Annotated in this window: 22 protein-coding genes, 2 tRNA genes and 1 pseudogene; 17 read left to right on the top strand and 8 right to left on the bottom strand. The window is 51.5% G+C overall.

Annotated features, from left to right (window positions below):
• Position 1 precedes the first annotated feature (1 nt).
• The 3 genes from RIN69_RS14555 (at position 2) to RIN69_RS14545 (ending at position 1,326) form a co-directional block, all read left to right on the top strand.
• Positions 2-448: a hypothetical protein gene (locus RIN69_RS14555; RefSeq protein ID WP_313852653.1), complete on the top strand. Its 447-nt coding sequence runs from the start codon at positions 2-4 to the stop codon at positions 446-448.
• A 364-nt stretch (positions 449-812) separates the two neighbouring features.
• Positions 813-1,124 carry a hypothetical protein gene (locus tag RIN69_RS14550; protein WP_313852652.1) on the top strand — a complete coding sequence of 104 codons (312 nt, stop codon included), beginning with the start codon at positions 813-815 and terminating at the stop codon, positions 1,122-1,124.
• Positions 1,117-1,326, top strand: coding sequence for a CPCC family cysteine-rich protein (locus RIN69_RS14545; protein ID WP_390902385.1), 210 nt, complete (start codon positions 1,117-1,119; stop codon positions 1,324-1,326). Before RIN69_RS14550 ends, RIN69_RS14545 begins: the two co-directional genes overlap by 8 nt.
• A gap of 491 nt (positions 1,327-1,817) precedes the next feature.
• Here RIN69_RS14545 and RIN69_RS14540 read toward each other — a convergent pair.
• The 4 genes and pseudogenes from RIN69_RS14540 to RIN69_RS14525 form a co-directional block, all read right to left on the bottom strand.
• Positions 1,818-1,939 (bottom strand): annotated as a pseudogene (locus RIN69_RS14540) (Arm DNA-binding domain-containing protein); the annotation flags it as partial.
• Between the two features lie 178 nt (positions 1,940-2,117).
• Positions 2,118-2,193 (bottom strand) — tRNA-Asn (locus tag RIN69_RS14535).
• A gap of 456 nt (positions 2,194-2,649) precedes the next feature.
• Complete coding sequence (locus RIN69_RS14530) at positions 2,650-2,829, bottom strand: hypothetical protein (RefSeq protein ID WP_313852651.1); 180 nt, start codon at positions 2,827-2,829, stop codon at positions 2,650-2,652.
• A 168-nt stretch (positions 2,830-2,997) separates the two neighbouring features.
• A tRNA-Asn gene (locus RIN69_RS14525) sits at positions 2,998-3,073 on the bottom strand.
• 54 nt (positions 3,074-3,127) lie between these two features.
• On the opposite strand from RIN69_RS14525, the gene RIN69_RS14520 reads away from it, so the two are divergent.
• The 8 genes from RIN69_RS14520 (at position 3,128) to RIN69_RS14485 (ending at position 11,739) form a co-directional block, all read left to right on the top strand.
• The gene (locus tag RIN69_RS14520) at positions 3,128-3,376 is read left to right on the top strand and encodes a hypothetical protein (RefSeq protein ID WP_313852650.1); all 249 of its coding nucleotides are present in this window, start codon (positions 3,128-3,130) and stop codon (positions 3,374-3,376) included.
• A gap of 206 nt (positions 3,377-3,582) precedes the next feature.
• Entirely contained in the window at positions 3,583-4,506 is a 924-nt protein-coding gene (locus RIN69_RS14515; RefSeq protein ID WP_313852648.1) for a sugar ABC transporter substrate-binding protein, read from the top strand.
• Positions 4,507-4,538: 32 nt separating this feature from the next.
• The gene (locus tag RIN69_RS14510; RefSeq protein ID WP_313852647.1) at positions 4,539-6,023 is read left to right on the top strand and encodes a sugar ABC transporter ATP-binding protein; all 1,485 of its coding nucleotides are present in this window, start codon (positions 4,539-4,541) and stop codon (positions 6,021-6,023) included.
• 16 nt (positions 6,024-6,039) lie between these two features.
• Complete coding sequence (locus tag RIN69_RS14505) at positions 6,040-7,074, top strand: ABC transporter permease (RefSeq protein ID WP_313852645.1); 1,035 nt, start codon at positions 6,040-6,042, stop codon at positions 7,072-7,074.
• A gap of 259 nt (positions 7,075-7,333) precedes the next feature.
• A complete protein-coding gene (nac, locus tag RIN69_RS14500; protein WP_313852643.1) occupies positions 7,334-8,251 on the top strand; it encodes a nitrogen assimilation transcriptional regulator NAC in 918 nt (305 codons plus the stop codon).
• A gap of 149 nt (positions 8,252-8,400) precedes the next feature.
• Positions 8,401-9,360: an HTH-type transcriptional regulator Cbl gene (gene cbl / locus RIN69_RS14495; protein ID WP_313852641.1), complete on the top strand. Its 960-nt coding sequence runs from the start codon at positions 8,401-8,403 to the stop codon at positions 9,358-9,360.
• A 189-nt stretch (positions 9,361-9,549) separates the two neighbouring features.
• Positions 9,550-10,881 carry an NAD(P)/FAD-dependent oxidoreductase gene (locus tag RIN69_RS14490; protein ID WP_313852639.1) on the top strand — a complete coding sequence of 444 codons (1,332 nt, stop codon included), beginning with the start codon at positions 9,550-9,552 and terminating at the stop codon, positions 10,879-10,881.
• Positions 10,882-10,890: 9 nt separating this feature from the next.
• Positions 10,891-11,739 carry a GNAT family N-acetyltransferase gene (locus RIN69_RS14485; RefSeq protein ID WP_313852637.1) on the top strand — a complete coding sequence of 283 codons (849 nt, stop codon included), beginning with the start codon at positions 10,891-10,893 and terminating at the stop codon, positions 11,737-11,739.
• A gap of 32 nt (positions 11,740-11,771) precedes the next feature.
• Here RIN69_RS14485 and RIN69_RS14480 read toward each other — a convergent pair whose 3' ends face one another.
• The 4 genes from RIN69_RS14480 to RIN69_RS14465 form a co-directional block, all read right to left on the bottom strand.
• Positions 11,772-12,278 carry an AAA family ATPase gene (locus tag RIN69_RS14480; protein WP_313857752.1) on the bottom strand — a complete coding sequence of 169 codons (507 nt, stop codon included), beginning with the start codon at positions 12,276-12,278 and terminating at the stop codon, positions 11,772-11,774.
• Positions 12,279-12,292: 14 nt separating this feature from the next.
• Positions 12,293-12,901: a class I SAM-dependent methyltransferase gene (locus RIN69_RS14475; protein WP_313852635.1), complete on the bottom strand. Its 609-nt coding sequence runs from the start codon at positions 12,899-12,901 to the stop codon at positions 12,293-12,295.
• A 309-nt stretch (positions 12,902-13,210) separates the two neighbouring features.
• The gene (locus tag RIN69_RS14470; RefSeq protein ID WP_313852633.1) at positions 13,211-13,672 is read right to left on the bottom strand and encodes an RES family NAD+ phosphorylase; all 462 of its coding nucleotides are present in this window, start codon (positions 13,670-13,672) and stop codon (positions 13,211-13,213) included.
• Positions 13,669-14,109 (bottom strand): antitoxin Xre/MbcA/ParS toxin-binding domain-containing protein, encoded by a 441-nt coding sequence (locus tag RIN69_RS14465; RefSeq protein WP_313852632.1) that lies wholly within the window; start codon positions 14,107-14,109, stop codon positions 13,669-13,671. Before RIN69_RS14465 ends, RIN69_RS14470 begins: the two co-directional genes overlap by 4 nt.
• A gap of 246 nt (positions 14,110-14,355) precedes the next feature.
• Here RIN69_RS14465 and phnF point away from each other — a divergent pair, with 246 nt between their 5' ends.
• From phnF to phnK, 6 genes are read left to right on the top strand one after another with little or no spacing between them, the layout of a single operon-like run.
• Complete coding sequence (gene phnF / locus RIN69_RS14460; RefSeq protein WP_313857751.1) at positions 14,356-15,069, top strand: phosphonate metabolism transcriptional regulator PhnF; 714 nt, start codon at positions 14,356-14,358, stop codon at positions 15,067-15,069.
• Positions 15,070-15,519, top strand: a complete 450-nt coding sequence (gene phnG, locus RIN69_RS14455) for a phosphonate C-P lyase system protein PhnG (protein WP_313852630.1) — start codon at positions 15,070-15,072, stop codon at positions 15,517-15,519. It abuts the gene before it with no gap.
• Positions 15,516-16,091, top strand: coding sequence for a phosphonate C-P lyase system protein PhnH (gene phnH, locus RIN69_RS14450; RefSeq protein ID WP_313852628.1), 576 nt, complete (start codon positions 15,516-15,518; stop codon positions 16,089-16,091). Before phnG ends, phnH begins: the two co-directional genes overlap by 4 nt.
• Positions 16,091-17,170: a carbon-phosphorus lyase complex subunit PhnI gene (locus RIN69_RS14445; protein ID WP_313852627.1), complete on the top strand. Its 1,080-nt coding sequence runs from the start codon at positions 16,091-16,093 to the stop codon at positions 17,168-17,170. Before phnH ends, RIN69_RS14445 begins: the two co-directional genes overlap by 1 nt.
• Positions 17,163-18,011, top strand: coding sequence for an alpha-D-ribose 1-methylphosphonate 5-phosphate C-P-lyase PhnJ (locus RIN69_RS14440; protein WP_313852626.1), 849 nt, complete (start codon positions 17,163-17,165; stop codon positions 18,009-18,011). Before RIN69_RS14445 ends, RIN69_RS14440 begins: the two co-directional genes overlap by 8 nt.
• Positions 18,001-18,762: a phosphonate C-P lyase system protein PhnK gene (gene phnK, locus RIN69_RS14435; RefSeq protein ID WP_313852625.1), complete on the top strand. Its 762-nt coding sequence runs from the start codon at positions 18,001-18,003 to the stop codon at positions 18,760-18,762. The genes RIN69_RS14440 and phnK overlap by 11 nt, the downstream gene beginning before the upstream one ends.
• Positions 18,763-18,767: the final 5 nt, after the last annotated feature.

The following is an 18,767-nucleotide window of genomic DNA, read 5'->3' as shown; positions in this document are numbered from 1 at the left end:
TATGTTTGGTATTTTTACAGAAAGTAAAGCTATTCAATCTGCATTTGATGAAGTAGTTTTGCCAGCTAAAATAATCATTGGTGATTTTGAAGAAGGAATGCAAATACCATTAACATATTGGAATATTAAGCAATATCAAGAGAGCTGGATTGAGACTATAGAACAAGGTATAAAAAGAGGCGATCATTCAGTTTTGGCTGTATCTATGTATAACCCAGAAACAGTTAATTTTATATTTTCTTGGGTTATTTATTATAAGGATGCACAAGTTATTATTCAAAATAAAATGATTTTTGCTGGTGAGATACAAGGTTTTTCCATTTATAAGTTAAATGACTATGCTGGGGAATATGATGCTTATTCAGATGGGGAGAAAGTATCTGAGTGGTATACAACGGTTGATGAAGTAAAGTTGTTTCTTGAATATTTGGAAGGTAAAGCAGCATGAAAATCATGTAAATTTTTATTGATGCAGTTAAGCGATAAGCAGATGGTAGAACAATGTTTAACTGTTCTACCACGACAACTTACCTGTTTACTTAGTAAATTTATTATATGAAATAAAATAAGACCCACTATATACCTACTATCTGTAAATGCGATGGATTTTAAGGTTGGTATGCAAGTATTGACCATGATGTATGGGAAGCAGGAACACCGACTACAAATGGTCAAAATTGGAAGGTAAAAGAGTTTGATACTGTTCAAGGAGCTTATAAAGGTAAGGAAACCTCGTGGGTTGTGGCAAAGGAGTCGCAAGATACGATACACTCTCACCCAATAGATGCTAACGTAGCAAGGAAACTTTTGAAATGATGAAGAAATACAATATTCTAGGGACCGATTTCGATCTTGAGCTCATAAATATATTTGACGAGCTGTCGGCTATTGATTTTTCGCAAGGTATAGAATCACAGATAATGGTCTTAGATGAGGATTTATTACAATTATCATTTAAGTCTGGGGTTATTGTTGATGTTGGTTGGTATCCCGCGTTTGAAACGAATGGCGAATTTATTATTAATCGAATAGCTAATAGTTGTTGGGAGGCTCCCGAGGCTAAATATAGTGTGGGATGGGATAAAGATGAACTAATATCGAAAATTAAAAAAGCAATTGGATGAAATAATTAATTGTTCAGTATATTTATGCCCTTGTTGCCATAAATATGAGTTTTCGAAAGTTGGGAGCTATGAAATTTGTCCGGTTTGCAATTGGGAAGATGATCCTGTTCAAGAAGAAGATCCAAGTTATGGTGGTGGGGCTAATGTCATGAGTTTGAACGAAGCCCGTAAAGCCTATGCTGAAGGACGTAAAGTCAAATAGCATTTAATGCTGATTTAATTAGGCAGCACAACATACCTCATGTGCTGCTTCATTCCTTATCCCTTCGAACATCCAATCAAAGCACGCCAACTGTGGCGAATCGTCGCTCACAATTAATTGATATAAAAGATTAATATAATGTTATTGATAGTTATAGGCGATTGAACGCGAAAGGTTGATCGGTGTTTTAATTACTTTAATCGATTGATAAATTATGTTTTATAGCATATGGATATCATTTGTTTTTTTATAGATCGATTTAAACGATATGACGAACTTCAAAAATAATTCAATTCTATCAATTGGTTAAATAGGCTGTTTGTGGATCATTTGTGATCCGTTTCTGAGTAGGATCTCTTTTGCTTTCAATCCTGCCATGAACAGTTAGTTCGTTAACAATGAACCTGCTGATGGTGCCATGAATCTTGTTAAAACCAGCAATGGCTGGAAAGCGAACTAGAGAAGATTTTTTGCTTCCCTTCGAAGCGTTAAGCCTTTTTCCAGTATTTGGAACCCTTCGGGGTAACGCGAAGGAACATACCAAAGCCATCAGTTAGCTTGTATTCCTTCTCAAGGGGTTCTGCATTTTTGCTTTAATATCAGTCAGTGACATGAAAACACCCCCTCGCTTGTTGATATAAGGGACATCGAACCAGTATTACCAGAATTTTTGCCATCAATGATATGGCTTCGAGTGGTTTTTAGTGAACGAGGGTGAACGACTGAAGAGGGATAACCAACTGACAGAAATGCAAAAAGGAGACGCCCGTGGACGTCTCCTTCTTTAAATATGGCTCCTCTGACTGGACTCGAACCAGTGACATACGGATTAACAGTCCGCCGTTCTACCGACTGAACTACAGAGGAATCGTGTGAACGAGGCGAATATTAGCGATGCCCGGCACGGATGTCAAAGCCGGATTTCACCTTTTTAGTGCGTTTGCTTACAGAAGCGGCAAAATCTGACTGGTCAGAGCCAAACCGCTGCTTTAATCACCTTCGGTGGCTGCGTGTGGTCACCTGCGGGATGTTGCACTCCCTCGTCTTTACGCAAAATTCCAGCTTCTTAAGATGGGCGGGCAACAGGCGTTAAGATAATAAATAACGATGGGCATAAGGGCACACCGCATAAATAGATGTACTGGCATCAATCAGTTGGTCGGTGAGTAGGGGCAGAGATTCCCTTTATCAAGATGATGTCCAATCGAAACGGCGGATAAAAACATCTGTCCGAAAAGTCGAACTCAAGTTCAACCTCGCTGTGTTTCTGAAAAAACGTTAACTCTGTCACTTAATAAATCAGGATTCGGCGCCAGGCTTATTTTAATCTTCCCGCAGGACTTCCGTCGAAGAATGCATTGCGTTGTGATCACTGTCGGTTTCTTCAAGTATGCGCAGCGCATGGCCAAGAAATTTTGCGCGTGTACCGCGTAAAGACGTGGTGTTGGCGCTGATGTTTGCACGCATCCTTTCCCCGACTAGCCAGAGAATCTTTGTCGCCATCGCTCCAGCCCCGGCCCCGCTACACTGGCGGCCGTAAGCCTGGTGATTACCGAAATGGCGTGGCGACGCCAGCGTCAAGGGCTACAAGCCCGTAAATCAGTTATTTGTGCGTGGTAAACGCAACAGCAAAAAGCCCGCTCAGGTTTCCCTGAGCGGGCTTCTCGAATATGGCTCCTCTGACTGGACTCGAACCAGTGACATACGGATTAACAGTCCGCCGTTCTACCGACTGAACTACAGAGGAATTGTTGGAACGGAGCGAATATTAACGATGCGTTGCCTGGATGTCAAAGGTCTGATGGCTCTTTTCGGTGCGTTTGCTGGCAAAAACAGCGAATTGCTGATTTTCCGACTGATGTGCAGGAAATGTAATCTGCAGAGCTGGATCTCACTTTCAGGTGAATTCGCGACAGATGTTAGAGGTGTGTCAAATTTTTGTTGTTTAGCCATTTTAAAACATGCGTTTCAATGCTTTCATGATGAAAATTTCAAACCAGTTAATTATGAAACAAATGAACTATTTCGTCTGGCAGGGATTTTCGCCTAACGAAAATGAAACAATGGTTTGAAATTAACTCATTACTAATCAGTAGATTGATTGATGGGAGTGACCAGTATCACAAACAGCAGTAACGAAGTATCTGACCTCTGACTACAAATAAATCCGACGGTGACGTTGAGTGAATGTAAAAGATATTTTTCATTCGTGGTCCAGCCAACCTTCGCATGTTAACGATTAAAAAGGGTTACCTGATGAACTTTAAAAAAGCGATCGTGACGTCGATGTTAGCCTGTATGTTGCCAGCTGCCGCCTATGCCAAAGATATTCAGGTTGGCGTATCAATGGCGCTGTTTGACGATAATTTCCTGACCATCGTCAGAACGGCGATGCAGAAAGAGATGCAAAAAGACGGGGTTAAGGGCCAGGTTGAAGATGCTAAAGGCGATGTTGCCCAGCAGCTGCAACAGGTGCAGAACTTTATTGGTCAGGGCGTTGACGCGATTATCGTCAACCCGGTGGATACCAATGCGGTAAAACCGATTATGGACCAGGCGACCAAAGCCGGTATTCCACTGGTTTTTGTTAACCGACGTCCGCAGGCCGAGCTGACCAGCAAAATGGCTTATGTCGGTTCTGATTCCGAACTGGCGGGTCGCCTGCAGATGGAAGCGCTGGCGAAGGCGATGAATGGTAAAGGTAATGTCGCTATTCTGCTCGGCGATCTGGCGAATGAAGCGACCCGCGATCGCACCAAAGGGGTTGAAGCGGTGGCGGCAAAATATCCTGATATCAAAATCGTGCAGAAACAGACTGCCAAATTTATGCGTAATGACGCCGTGGATGTGGTCAGTAACTGGATGACGGCGGGCGATGAAATTAATGCGATTGCTTCCAATAACGATGAAATGGCGATTGGTGCCTTACAGGCACTGGGAAAAAACAGCAGCAACGTATTGATTGCCGGTGTTGACGGCACGCCTGATGCGTTACAGATGATCAAAAACGGCAAAATGATCGCGACCGTGTTCCAGGATGCAAAAGGGCAGGGCGAAGGCGCGGTGCAAACGGCAATCAAACTGGTTAAGGGTGAAAAAGTCGAAACCAACGTAATGATCCCTTATCAGCTGATCACCAAAGATAACTACGCCGAATTTTCCAGTCGCAATGTTAAATAATCGTTCCTGACCCAGTGGTACGGAGGTGATGTATGGCCGCTTATGCGCTTGAAGCCGAAGGCATCAGCAAGTTTTTCCCGGGTGTAAAAGCACTGAATAAGGTGTCTTTACGCGTTAAGCCAGGAACGGTTCATGCTCTGATGGGTGAGAACGGCGCGGGTAAGTCCACTTTAATGAAATGCCTCATCGGGATTTACCGTCCCGATGACGGCGTGATTCGCATTAAAGGGGAACCGGTGCAGTTTGCAGATACCCTGGACGCGCTGCGTTCAGGCATCTCAATGATCCACCAGGAGCTGAATCTGGTGCCGCACATGACGGTAGCGGAGAATATCTGGTTAGGCCGTGAGCCGATGAAATACGGTTTTGTCGACCATGCCAAGCTCAACAAAATTACCCAGGATCTGCTGACTAAACTGAATATACGTCTGAAAGCCGATCAGATGGTGGGTGATTTGAGTATCGCTGCGCAGCAGATGGTGGAAATCGCCAAAGCGGTGTCGTGGAATGCCGATATTGTGATTATGGATGAGCCGACCTCTGCGCTGACTGAAGGTGAAGTCGCTCATCTGTTTACCATTATTCGCGACCTGCGTACGCAGGGCAAAGCCATTATCTATATCAGCCATAAAATGGATGAGATTTTTGCCATTACCGATGAAGTCAGCGTATTTCGTGACGGAAGCTGGGTGGCGAGCGAACAGACCGCCAGCTATACGCGTCAGTCGCTGATTACCCAAATGGTCGGGCGTGAACTTACCCAGCTATTCCCGAAATTCAATAACGATATTGGGGAAGAAGTGCTGACGGTGCGCAACCTGACGCAGAAAGATAAGTTTCACGATATCAGCTTTGGTGTACGGCGCGGCGAGATCCTTGGCGTCGCCGGGCTGGTCGGTGCTGGACGCAGCGAAGTGATGGAAAGCCTGTTTGGTATGACCTCATTCGACAGCGGTGAAGTGCTGATTGACGGCGTGCCGACTAAAATCAGCTCCCCCTCGGTAGCGATTGAAAAAGGGCTGGCATTTCTGACCGAAGATCGCAAAAAATCAGGGCTGTTTCTGGTGTTGTCGGTGATGGAGAACATGAGCATCGTCAATATGCCGGAATACAGCGCCAAAGGCGGTTTTGTCAGCCACGTGCAGATGGCGAAAGATTGTATGGAGCAGATTCGTCGGCTCAATATTAAAACCCCCACCATGGATCAAATTATTAATAACCTTAGCGGCGGCAATCAGCAGAAAGTGCTGATTGCGCGCTGGCTGCTGGCGCAACCGAAAATTTTGATTCTCGATGAGCCAACACGCGGCATTGATGTTGGTGCCAAAGCAGAGATTTACCGTCTGATCAGTGAACTGGCGAACCGCGGTGTCGCCATCATTATGGTGTCGTCTGAGCTGCCGGAAATTCTTGGCATGAGCGACCGGGTAATGGTGATGCATGAAGGTCGTATAACCGGCATTCTCGATAAAGAGGATGCCGATCAGGAAACCATTATGTCGCTGGCATCCGAGTGAGGCGCGAGGAAAAATTATGAGTAACGTAAAAGTCAGCTCTCAGCAGCAGCCGACGGAACGCGATTCGCTGTTCGGCAATTTAAAAAACAAAATGCCGAAAGACACCGGCATCTTTTTGGTTATGGTCGGTATTGCACTGATTTTTGAAATCGCCGGTTGGTATGTGCGTGACCAGTCTTTTTTGATGAATCCTAACCGGCTGGTATTGATTGTGCTGCAGGTGGCGATTATCGGTATTATCGCCGTCGGGGTAACGCAGGTGATTATTACCACCGGCATTGACCTCTCTTCCGGCTCGCTGATCGCGCTGAGTGCGGTGGTCGCGGCCAGTCTGGCTCAGACTTCAGACAGCCTGTCGCCGATGTTTCCTTCTCTGGTAAACCTGCCAGCGGTGATACCGATTGTCGCCGGGATAGGCGTCGGACTGATATGTGGCCTGTGCAACGGCGTTTTAATTACTAAAACCGGTATTCCCCCTTTTATTGCCACCCTGGGGATGATGGTCTCGGCTCGTGGCCTGGCGCAATATTATACGCAGGGGAACCCAATCAGTTTCCTTTCTGATGGTTTTACCGCCATCGGACAGGGCGCGATGCCGGTGATCATTTTTCTGGTGGTTGCAGTGATATTCCACATTGCGCTGAAACATACCCGCTACGGTAAATATGTGTATGCCATCGGCGGCAATATGACTTCCGCCAAAGTGTCCGGCATTAACGTTAATAAGTATCTGGTGATCGTTTATACCATTGCCGGTGGACTGGCAGGCCTGGCCGGTGTAGTGCTGGCAGCACGCGTCAGCAGTGGTCAGTCGAGCATGGGCATGTCCTATGAACTCGACGCTATCGCCGCAGCCGTTATTGGCGGTAGCAGCCTGATGGGCGGCGTCGGACGCATTACCGGCACGCTTATCGGTGCGGTGATCCTCGGCCTGATTAAGAGTGGTTTTACCTTTGTCGGTGTTGATGCCTATGTGCAGGATATAATTAAAGGCATCATTATTGTGGCCGCAGTGTCCATTGATATGCACCGTAACCGTAAGAAACGATAATTTGGCTGGCTTATTATCAAATTGCACATCACCAACGCATTTTCTGCACCATAAAGGTGCTTCCCGTTACGCTGCTCTGACCTGAGCCTTATTATTGAAACTGATTACCTCTTTCGGGGTAATCAGTTTCTCTTATTTAACCGCTGGTTAGCGGCATCCGCTTTTCTCTTAGCATTGTCGTGAAAAAAACTGGCCTGCAAATTGCAATCTGTTTTCAACGGCCGAAGTCTGGCATTCAGAGATTCGCAACGGGGGCATAATGAACTTAAGACGACTAAAATACTTTGTGAAAATCGTCGATATCGGCAGCCTGACACAGGCGGCAGAAGTGTTACATATTGCACAGCCTGCGCTGAGTCAGCAGGTGGCGACGCTTGAAAATGAACTTGACCAGCAGTTACTGATCCGTACCAAGCGCGGCGTGACGCCGACCGAGGCGGGCAAAATTCTTTATGCTCATGCATGCACTATTTTGCGCCAGTGTGAGCAGGCGCAAACTGCGGTGATCAACGCCGGCCAGGCTCTGAACGGGCAAGTTTCCATCGGACTGGCACCCGGCACGGCAGCGTCCTCGCTGACGATGCCGCTGTTACAAACCGTGCGTGAGCAGTTCCCTGACGTGCTGGTGTATTTGCACGAGAACAGTGGCACATCACTGAACGAAAAAGTCTTGAATGGTCAACTGGATATGGCAGTACTTTACGATCGTGCGCCAACTGCGGGTATCACCAGTATGCCGCTAATGAAAGAGGAGCTTTATCTGGTGGGCGCAACGCCTTGCCCGGGAGCCTCCATCGATCTGACTGACGTCGCGCAAATGAATCTGTTTCTGCCACGCGACTACAGCGCGGTACGCAAACGGGTTGATGAAGCATTTTCATTACGTCGGCTCAGCGCGCGTATTATCGGCGAAATTGAATCTATCGCTACGCTGAGTGCGGCGATATCCAGCGGCATGGGCGTGACGGTGCTTCCTGAATCGGCGGCGCGTGCGCTGGTCAGCGCCACCAATGCGTGGATGGCGCGGATTAATAGTCCGTCGCTGAATCTGCCGCTGTCGCTGAACATCTCCGCTCGTTTGCCGTTGTCGCCTTCGGCGCAGGCGGTGAAAAATATTCTGCTGTCATTGCTGAATAAACCCGCGATTACCGACCGCAGCCTAATGTTAGTCAGCTAATAAAATTCCTTGTAATCATCAGGATGCGCAGGGATGCGCCTTCAGTCTTATCACTAAATCGCATAAGAAACCCTTTTTTATTATTTGTTGCTATCAATTTGCCTCCTTAACATAAAGGCAACTTTACAAATAACAGAGGGGAAAAGCGCGTGAATTTCCAGCAACTTAAAATTATCAAAGAAGCCGCCCGTTGCGAATTCAACCTCACCGAAGTCGCTAATGCGCTGTTCACCTCACAGTCTGGCGTCAGCCGACATATACGCGATCTGGAAGATGAGCTGGGCGTCGAAATCTTTATTCGTCGCGGTAAGCGCCTGTTAGGCATGACCGAACCCGGTAAAGCGTTACTGACCATTGCAGAGCGTATTCTCGATGAAGCGGGTAAAGTGCGTCGTCTGGCGGATGTGTTTACCAATGAGTCCAGCGGCGTGCTGACCATTGCCACCACCCACACTCAGGCCCGCTACAGCCTGCCGCGAGTCATCAAAGCTTTTCGCGCGCTCTATCCTAATGTCCGTCTGGAGCTGAATCAGGGCTCGCCACAGGAAATTGTGGCGATGCTGGTGGCCGGTGAGGCGGACGTTGGCATTGCCAGCGAGCAGGTGGTCAATAACCCGGCGCTGGCGGCATTTCCCTGGTTCAGCTGGCATCATGCCTTACTGGTGCCGCAAGGCCATGAGCTGGAGCAACAGCAGCCGGTTACGCTGGCGGCGCTGAGTCGCTATCCGTTAATTACTTATCGTCAGGGAATTACCGGCCGTTCGCGCGTTGACTGTGCATTTCACGCCGCAGGTCTGAAATCGGATATCGTGCTGAGTGCGCAGGATTCTGACGTGGTGAAAACGTATGTTGAGCTGGGTCTTGGCGTTGGTGTGCTGGCCGATCAGGCCTGCCAGCTGGATCAGCATTCAAAACTGACGCGGCTGGAAGCGAAACACCTGTTTGAATCCAATACCGTCTGGCTCGGGTTGAAACGCGGTCAGCTGCAACGCAATTATGTCTGGCAATTCCTTGAGTTATGTAATGCTAACCTGTCGCTGGAAGAGATTAAACGCCAGGCATTGTCATTAGAAGATGAAGAAGCCCCAGTGATTGATTTTCAGATTTAATCTCCCTGTCCTGCGGGTGGCGTTCCGTCACCCGGTGATTACGCTGCATATTCCCTTTCCCCGCTAAATTCTTGCTCATGGTGACGCTGCGAAGCGTTGCGCTGGCGATAAACAGTCAAAAAGTCATATCATGTTGCCGGTCAATTTTGCTAAGCACGCTAAACATTAGATTACGAGGTAACACACGCCATGCCGGCACCGATTCGATATGTACAGGACAGTACCCATTTTCCGCAATCCGCTGAGGTGGTAGTGATCGGCGGCGGGATTGCGGGTGTCTCTGCAGCTTATGAGCTGGCTAAACAAGGTGTCCAGGTTGTGCTGCTGGAAAAAGGGCTGATTGGTGGTGAGCAGTCCAGCCGTAACTGGGGCTGGTGCCGTCAGCAGAATCGCGATGAGCGTGAACTGCCGCTGATTATTTATGCTTTGCGCCGCTGGGAGCAGCTTGGCGAGGAGACCGGCGAAGAGCTGGGCTTTCGTCGTAGCGGGCTGGTGTATGCCACACGCGATCGAGGTGAGATCGATGCCTGGGATAACTGGGGAAAAATGGCTAAGAGCTATGGGGTGCGCAGCGATATCCTGACCGCTGAGCAGGCTAAAGCGATGACGCCGGGTAGCACTACAGACTGGCTTGGCGGCGTTTCGTCACCGACGGATGGTCATGCTGAACCGGCACTGGCGGCGCCGGGTTTAGCGATTGCCGCGCAGCGCCTCGGTGCCAGCGTAATTCAACAGTGTGCGGTGCGTGGGCTGGATATTTCCGCTGGCCGGGTCAGCGGGGTGTGGACCGAGCGAGGATTGATTAAAACCGCCAGCGTGATTTGCGCCGGTGGCGCCTGGACATCAATGTTTTGTCGTCGGCACGGCATCGAGCTGCCACTGGGTAATGTAATTGGTACGGCGTTTCGCACCGCACCCATTGAACAGGCGATTTCAATGCCGCTGTATACCCCGGCTTTTGCCTGCCGTCCGCAGCTTGATGGTAGCTATACGGTATCAGTATCCGGACGTGGCCGACTGGAGCCGGGCGTGCAGGGCTTGCGTTATGCGCGACAGTTCTGGCCTACGTTTAAAGCACGGCGCAAAAATCTTACCGTGCATCTGGGGCTGGAGCCGTTTTTACGCGGGCCGGAGGCGCTGGCACGCTGGCAGTTTGATCGTATTTCACCGTTTGAAAAAGTGCGCATTCTCGATCCGCAAGCTGATTTAGCGCTGGTGCAGGAGGGTATCGATGCCATGCGTAAAGAGTATCCGGCGCTGAGCAATATTCGCATGGTGCAGGCGTGGGGCGGGACGATCGACAGCGCACCGGATGCGATTCCGGTGATCTCAACCGTGCCACAAATGCCGGGGTTAGTGATCTCGGCGGGCTACAGCGGACACGGTTTTGGTATCGGGCCAGGGGCAGGGCGTCTGGCTGCGGATTTAATCATGAATCAGCCACCGATTGTCGACCCTTCACCCTATCGTTACTCGCGACTGGTGGATGGCGCGGGTCTTGATGCACCAGGCATGATGTAAGGAGAGACGATGAACATTAAACTTCGGCCATTACATGAAGGCGATCTTGACCAGGCATTTATCCTGACTCAGCAGTTAAAATGGCCACATCGCCGGGACGACTGGCAGCAGGCGTTGCAGCTGGGAGAAGGGATGGCCGTAGAGCGGGATGGTGAGCTAATCGGCACTGCGCTGTGCTGGCGCTGGGGCAGCGACTACGCCACGCTCGGGCTGGTGATTGTCGCCGATGCTGCCCAGGGGCAGGGGGTGGGTAAACGGCTTTTGCTGGCGATGCTGGATAAACTGGCTGGCAGCAATGTGCGTTTGCACGCCACCGAGGCGGGCAAGGGGCTGTATAAGAAACTGGGTTTTGTGACTATGGGCCAGGTTCAGCAGCATCAATGCCGCGAACTGGCTGCGGTTACCGCTGTACTGCCCGCCGCCGGACAGCAGCTACGCGCTGCGCAAGTTGGTGACGTCGAATCACTGACCACCCTCGATCATCAGGCGCACGGTCAGTACCGGCCACAGCTTATCGCCGAATTAATCAGCAGCGCCGAACGGGTGCTGGTGCTGGAACAGGATGGCGATATCAGCGGATTCGCCAGCGTTCGTCGCTTCGGCCACGGTTACGCCATCGGACCGGTGATCGCCGCTAATTTACCGCAGGCAATCCTGTTAGTCAGCCAGTTACTCAGTAACTTAACCGGCCAGTTTGTGCGTATGGATAGCGATGCAGCATCCGGTCTGGGCGACTGGCTGAGCGCGCAGGGATTAGTTGTCGTGGATGCACCGACGATAATGGTTAAAGGAACTGCGTGGCAGCAAGTTGCGGACGGCGCGCAGGTATTTGGCCTGATGAGTCAGGCAATGGGCTGATGAGGCCGGGTAATAAAATACCCGATTATCATTTAGCTGTACTCAATAATATTAAATCCCTCATCTGCCGCTGGCGCATGAAAATAACGGGTTATCAGCTCAAACTGCTCATCCGTTGCAGAAAAGTCATGTGCGCCTGCCTGATTGCGGGCCCGCAGGCGGGATTTACATATTTCATCTGATACGTTGAGGTAATGCAGGCAATTATTGGCACCTGATTCGGAGATAACACTCATCATCCATTCACGGTTTGCCAGAGTATTTGCCGGAAAATCCAGCACCACGGATACGCCTGCGGTGAGTATTGAGATCAGGTGCGGCTTCATCGCACTTCTCAGTTTTGCCGAGCAGCGAACATAATCAGCGACTGACTGCATTTCGTCAGCATAGAGTGCCTTTAGCCACCGATCTTCAGCAACCACTATGGTATCGGGAAGGGTTGCCAGCTCTGTAGACAAGGTGGATTTGCCTGACGCAATTTTCCCACATAAAAGATGCAGAGTGGGTTTATCTGTCTGAGAATCGCCTGGCGTTATCATCATTTACCTCATATTTATCGGTGTTTTACGGCAAGCCAAACCGTGCGGCCACCACAGTGAGGATCCTCAACACTATGCTGGATTACCCCGAAGCCGGAATTTCGCATTATTAACTGATATTCATCCACTGCCAGACTGGCGTGATAAAGCGGCTCACCTGCAAATTGTCCGATGGCTTCGCCATCATCGGGGCCGCTGTTGAACAGCAGGGCCGCCCTTTCCTGAGCGTGAGCAGCAAAAACGCTGAACATCTGGCGCTGATCAACGCGGGGAAGATGGAAAAAACTGTCCCAGGCAATCATCCCATCAAATTTTCTGCCCAGATTCAGTTCGCGCATATCCGCAACAAACCAACTTTGCTCAGGAAATTTCTCTTTGCATCGGGCTATCATCGATGGGGATGAGTCAACGCCGGTAAGATTAAATCCCTGGCTAATCAGATACTCTGCAATCGGTGTTGCATTACCACAGCCGATATCCAGAATATGACCTTTTGGCTTGATATTGCTGATAAACCTGTCCAGCCAGGCTTGTTCAAACAGGTTTGTTGGCCGCAGCTTAGCAAAGGCAGCACTGTGCCTTTCATACAGGGCTTTAACCGTTTTAGCAGATTGATCGTCCATTTTTTCTCTTAAACCGGCAGTGGAGTCTGATTATAACAACATGTTGTTGGCTACAGGCAAAGCAAAGCTATTTATGCCTGTGGCGCTCACCTGCAGAGGGAGACAGCCGGGCGATAAGCCTGACGGCAGTCCTTGTGGCGTTGAAGATAATTCACGTTGCATTGCAGATTATCGTTGCCATCAAGCAACTGACCGGACGCCCGAAAGGATGGAGAAACTCGAATAAGGCAGGGGAGTTAACCACTCCTGGCTTATTGGTTTCTTACTGATCAACAGAGCATATTCGTGCAAGCGTTCATGGCTTTGTTTTTACATTAAACGCGCATCAAAGGAAAAGTTCAGCATTTTTACCGATTGCAGGCAGGCAGCGAAATCGGGATGTTCATTATTGAGTAACACATTGTATTCCATCGGCACAATTGCTGACGGCACCATCATTGCGATACTGGAGCCGCCATCAAACCAGTCACTGCCAATCTCTTTGGTTTCACGGCCTGGCACTTCGGCGCGCCAGTTTTTCGGCATATCGTCGGGGTTAAGCTTAACAATCAGTGCATCCGGCACTTCAATACTCATCAACTGATACAGCGAAAGAATCGACTCATCCTGTACATGAACCAGAATCTCCAGCATCGCCAGCGATACCGAACTGGCGAGATAAACCATCGGCGTTCCGGGGTTATTCCAGCGCGCGACGCTGTTGTTTACCGCACCGACGCCGCTCCAGGCGGTAGCTATCCATTGTTTCTGGCAAAACCGATATAAAATCACATCACTACGCCATGTTTGATGCCTTCAATCAGGCTCATCACGTCGCGGGCACCGGTTTCAGTTTTCATCGCCTGGTTTGGCGTTTCACCGCCGAGCACTCTGGCTGGAGTATCCATCCAGCTGATGGTTTTATGATAGTCGTTGCCGAACATCGCCAGCGCCAGATCAAAAGCCGTAACGTAGCGAGTAATCGATTCACTTTCGCCCGGCGACAGGCGCTCTTTGCGTCGTGCAATGCTGCGCGCACTCAGCCCCAGCGTGGTGAGGAAATCCTCTTTTTTAAAGCCGACGATATCGCGGATATTATCAATCACACCAATGTTCAGGCCGCGAGACATCAGGCCGCGTAGCTCCGGACCAGAAGCATCCGGTAAATTCGCCGCGACCCATAAACTGGTCGGTTTATCTCTTTTGGCTGGTGGGGTATAGGTTTTCATTACGTATCTCGTTGCTGCCAGTTGACATAGTAAATAATAGCCAAATGGCGCAAGGAGTCAATGTTGACAGTCACGGCAGCCAGCGCCTGCTCTGGCCGGTATTGATAAATTCATCTGCACGCCATCTCTCGTTAACCTCTCTGTAACATCATCGCGTCAAGGTAATGGCACGCCAGAACCGATGGCCAGCATTGATTTCCGATCCCCGGATTTCATCAGCTTCGTGTTACGGAGGTTATGCAAATGATGAACTTGTCCAGACATCCGACCACTGTTTATCAGGCGGTCGCCGCTCAGCTTGAAGAGGAGCTACGCATCGGCTATCGCTGCGGTGACTATCTGCCATCGGAACAGCAACTGGCGACACGATTTGCAGTTAACCGCCATACCCTGCGGCGGGCAGTAGATGAGCTGGTTAATAAGGGATTGCTACAGCGCCGTCACGGTGTCGGTATCCTGGTGCTGATGCGTCCCTGGGATTATCCACTGCACTCGCAGATGCGCTTCAGCCAGAACCTGATGGAGCAGGGCAGCCATCCCACCAGTGAACGTCTGCTGGCGGTGCTGCGTCCGGCCAGCCGTGATGTGGCTGCGGCACTGGCCTGTCAGGAGGGTGAAAACGTGATTCATTTGCGCACGCTGCGTCGGGTTAACGGCGTGCCAATCTGCCTGATTAACCATTTTATTCCTCATCTTAACTGGTGGCCGCAGTTACAGCAGTTCCACAGCGGCTCGCTGCATGAATTTATTCAACAACATCTCAATTACTCACTGACGCGGCGTCAGACGCGTATCAGCGCCCGTCGCGCGCAGGCGAAAGAGAGCAAGCTGCTGGAAACCAGTTTGCAGGCTGCACTGTTGTGCGTACGCACGCTGAACGAGACGGCGAGCGGCGAGATGGCGGAATACTCCGTCAGCCTGACGCGCGCCGATATGATTGAACTGACGCTGGAGCACTAAATGGAAGCGTTAAAAGTCCGCCAGCACTGGTTATCCGTGCTGGCACACAGCCAGCCAGAACAGCTTGAACAGCACTGGCTGGCGCTGAAATTACAACCGGACTATCAGGTTATCCGTCCGGCCGAAACTGGCTTAACCCGATTGCAGGCGCGAATGGGCGCGACCGGCCAGCGTTTTGTACTGGGGGATATGACCATTACGCGCGCAGTGGTGCGCACCGCCGATGGCACCTGCGGCTACAGCTATATCGCCGGGCGCGACAAAGCTCACGCTGAACGCTGTGCGCTTCTTGATGCGCTATTGCAGCAGCAGGAAATGCATCAGTTGCTGCAACAACAGCTGATTACGCCGCTGGCGGCAGCACGGGCTGAGCGTCAACAGCTGCGCTCGCGTGAGATTGCCAGCAGCCGCGTCGATTTCTTTACCCTGGTTCGCGGAGATAATGAATGACTTTACTGGCAAGTTTTAACCATCCGGTTGCTGACGCGCAGTACGCGTTTCGCCGCATTCTGAAGGCCATGAGCGAACCGGGCGTGATGGTGGCTCTGCCGCTGAAGCATGGCTGGGGCGTGATTTCACCGGCGGCGACGGCGGTGCTACTGACGCTGGTCGATGGCGAGACGCCGCTGTGGCTGGATGGTGCGCTGTGCGATGAAACGCTGCTGTCTAACCTGCGTTTTCACACCGGAGCAGCGGTGACCGACAGCCATCAGGCACCCTTTGCCTTGTTACATGCCCGCTCAGATATCGATCCGCAGCAGTTTGCTGCTGGCGACAATCTGTCGCCGGAAAAGAGCACTACGGTAATTATTGAGGTGCCGTCGCTGAATGGCGGGCTGACGCTGCGCCTGCGCGGGCCCGGCCTGATGGAGACGCGCGCCATCGCGCCGCAACTGCCGGAAAAAATGCTGAAGTTTTTACGTCAGCGGGCGCAGGTGTTTCCGCAAGGTATCGACCTGATCTTCACCTGTGGCGAGGCGATGATGGCCTTGCCGCGCACCACACACGTGGAGGTGTGCTGATGTATGTCGCAGTAAAAGGCGGAGAAAAGGCGATCGCCAATGCCCATCAGCTACAGGAAAATTTACGGCGTGGCGACCCACAGCAGCCTGAACTGGCTTGTCAGCAGATCGATCAGCAGCTCGGGCTGGCGGTCGATCGGGTGATGACCGAAGGCGGCGTCTATGACCGGCAGCTGGCAGCGTTGGCGATTAAGCAGGCCAGTGGCGATCTGGTCGAAGCGATTTTTCTGCTGCGTGCCTGGCGCACCACCGTACCGCGTCTGGCCAACAGCCTGCCGCTGGAGAGTGGCAATATGCGGCTTGAACGGCGTATCTCGGCGGTTTACAAAGATCTGCCGGGTGGTCAGCTGCTTGGCCCGACTGATGATTATACCCACCGTCTGCTTGATTTTGCGCTGCTGGCTGAGGGCAACACAGCGGCTGCGCCACGCGCCGATCATCCGCTGGATCAACAGTGTCCGCATATGTTCGACATGATGACGCGCGAAGGCCTGGCGGCACTGGAAACGGATGATGGCAGCGAGCCGCTGGATATTACCCGTGAACCGCCGGGCTATCCGTCACCCCGTTCGGCACGATTGCAGCAGCTGGTGCGAGGCGATGAGGGATTTTTACTGGCGCTGGGTTACTCGACGCAACGGGGCTATGGGCGCACTCATCCGTTCGCCGGTGAGATTCGTACTGGCTACGTTACGGTAGAAATTGAGCCGGAAGAACTGGGTTTTCCGCTGGAGATTGGTGAAATCCTGCTGACCGAGTGCGAAATGGTAAACGGTTTTACCGCGCCGGAAGCAGAGCCGCCACATTTTACTCGCGGCTATGGTCTGGTGTTTGGACGTGCGGAGCGCAAGGCGATGGCGATGGCGCTGGTCGATCGCGCGCTGCAAAGCGATCGCTATCAGGAGCGCATCAGCAGCCCGGCGCAGGATGAAGAGTTTGTGCTGTCGCACGCGGATAACGTCGAAGCGGCAGGTTTTGTCTCCCACCTTAAATTACCGCACTACGTTGATTTCCAGGCCGAGCTGGAACTGTTAAAGCGGCTGCGCAAAGCGTATCAGGAGGGCGACACCAATGAGTGAGTTGATCGGTTACAATCCCGGTTATCTTGATGAGCAGACCAAACGAATTATTCGTCGGGCCATTCTGAAAGCGGTAGCGATACCCGGTTTTCAGGTGCCGTTTGCTGGCCGCGAAATGCCGATGCCTTACGGCTGGGGCACCGGCGGCATTCAGATTACCGCCAGCATAATCGGCCAGCATGATGTGCTGAAAGTGATCGATCAGGGAGCCGACGATACCACTAACGCGGTATCGATTCGTCGCTTCTTCCGACGCGTTAGCGGCGCGGCGACTACCGAGCGCACCGTCGACGCCACGCTGATTCAGACCCGCCACCGCATCCCGGAAACGCCGCTGGCGGAAGATCAGATACTGATTTATCAGGTGCCGATCCCCGAGCCGCTGCGCTTTATCGAGCCGCGTGAAACCGAAACCCGCAAAATGCACGCGCTGGAAGAGTACGGCATCATGCAGGTAAAGCTGTATGAAGATATCGCGCGCTATGGCCATATCGCTACTACCTATGCCTATCCGGTAAAAGTCAACGATCGCTATGTGATGGACCCCTCGCCGATTCCAAAATTCGACAACCCGAAAATGCATATGATGCCAGCGCTTCAGCTATTTGGTGCCGGGCGTGAGAAGCGTATTTATGCACTGCCGCCGTTTTGTAAAGTGGAAAGCCTCGATTTTGACGACCATCCGTTCAGCGTGCAGCAGTGGGATGAGCCTTGCGCTCTGTGTGGTTCACATCACAGCTATCTTGATGAAGTGGTTATGGATGACAGCGGCACGCGCATGTTCGTCTGTTCCGATACTGACTATTGCCGCCAGCAGCAGGAAATCCGCGATGAAAAGTGAACAACCGCTGCTTGCGGTCAACAATCTGACGCATCTTTACGCGCCGGGCAAGGGTTTTGAGCAGGTCTCTTTTGAGCTGTTTCCCGGCGAAGTGCTGGGAATTGTCGGCGAATCCGGCTCGGGAAAAACCACTTTGCTGCAGGCGATTTCTGCCCGCCTGACGCCGCAGCACGGCAGTATTCTCTATCGCGGCAGCGAACTGTACAGCCTGAGCGAAAGCGATCGCCGCCGCTTACTGCGCACCGAGTGGGGCGTAGTGCATCAGCATCCGCTGGATGGCTTACGCCCGCAGGTTACTGCGGGTGGCAATATTGGCGAACGGCTGATGGCTATTGGTGAGCGTAATTACGGCGAGATTCGCCAGCGCGCCAGTCAGTGGTTACAGGATGTGGAGATCCCGGTGGCGCGGCTGGATGATTTGCCGACCACCTTTTCCGGCGGCATGCAGCAGCGTTTACAGATTGCACGCAACCTGGTGACCCATCCACGGCTGGTGTTTATGGATGAGCCGACCGGTGGACTGGATGTATCGGTACAGGCGCGCCTGCTCGATCTGCTGCGCACGCTGGTGCGCGATCTTAATCTGGCGGTGGTGATTGTTACCCACGATCTCGGCGTCGCCCGCCTGCTGGCGCATCGCCTGCTGGTGATGAAGCAGGGGCGGGTAGTGGAGAGCGGGCTCACGGATCGGGTGCTGGATGATCCGCACCATCCGTATACCCAACTGCTGGTGTCGTCGGTTTTAAACTGATCACA

Origin of the sequence: Winslowiella toletana (genome assembly GCF_032164335.1) — a bacterium.
GTDB classification, from domain to species: Bacteria; Pseudomonadota; Gammaproteobacteria; order Enterobacterales; family Enterobacteriaceae; genus Erwinia; species Erwinia toletana_A.
The sequence above is the reverse complement of the archived record's forward strand: the minus strand, read 5'-3'. Positions and strand labels throughout refer to the sequence as shown.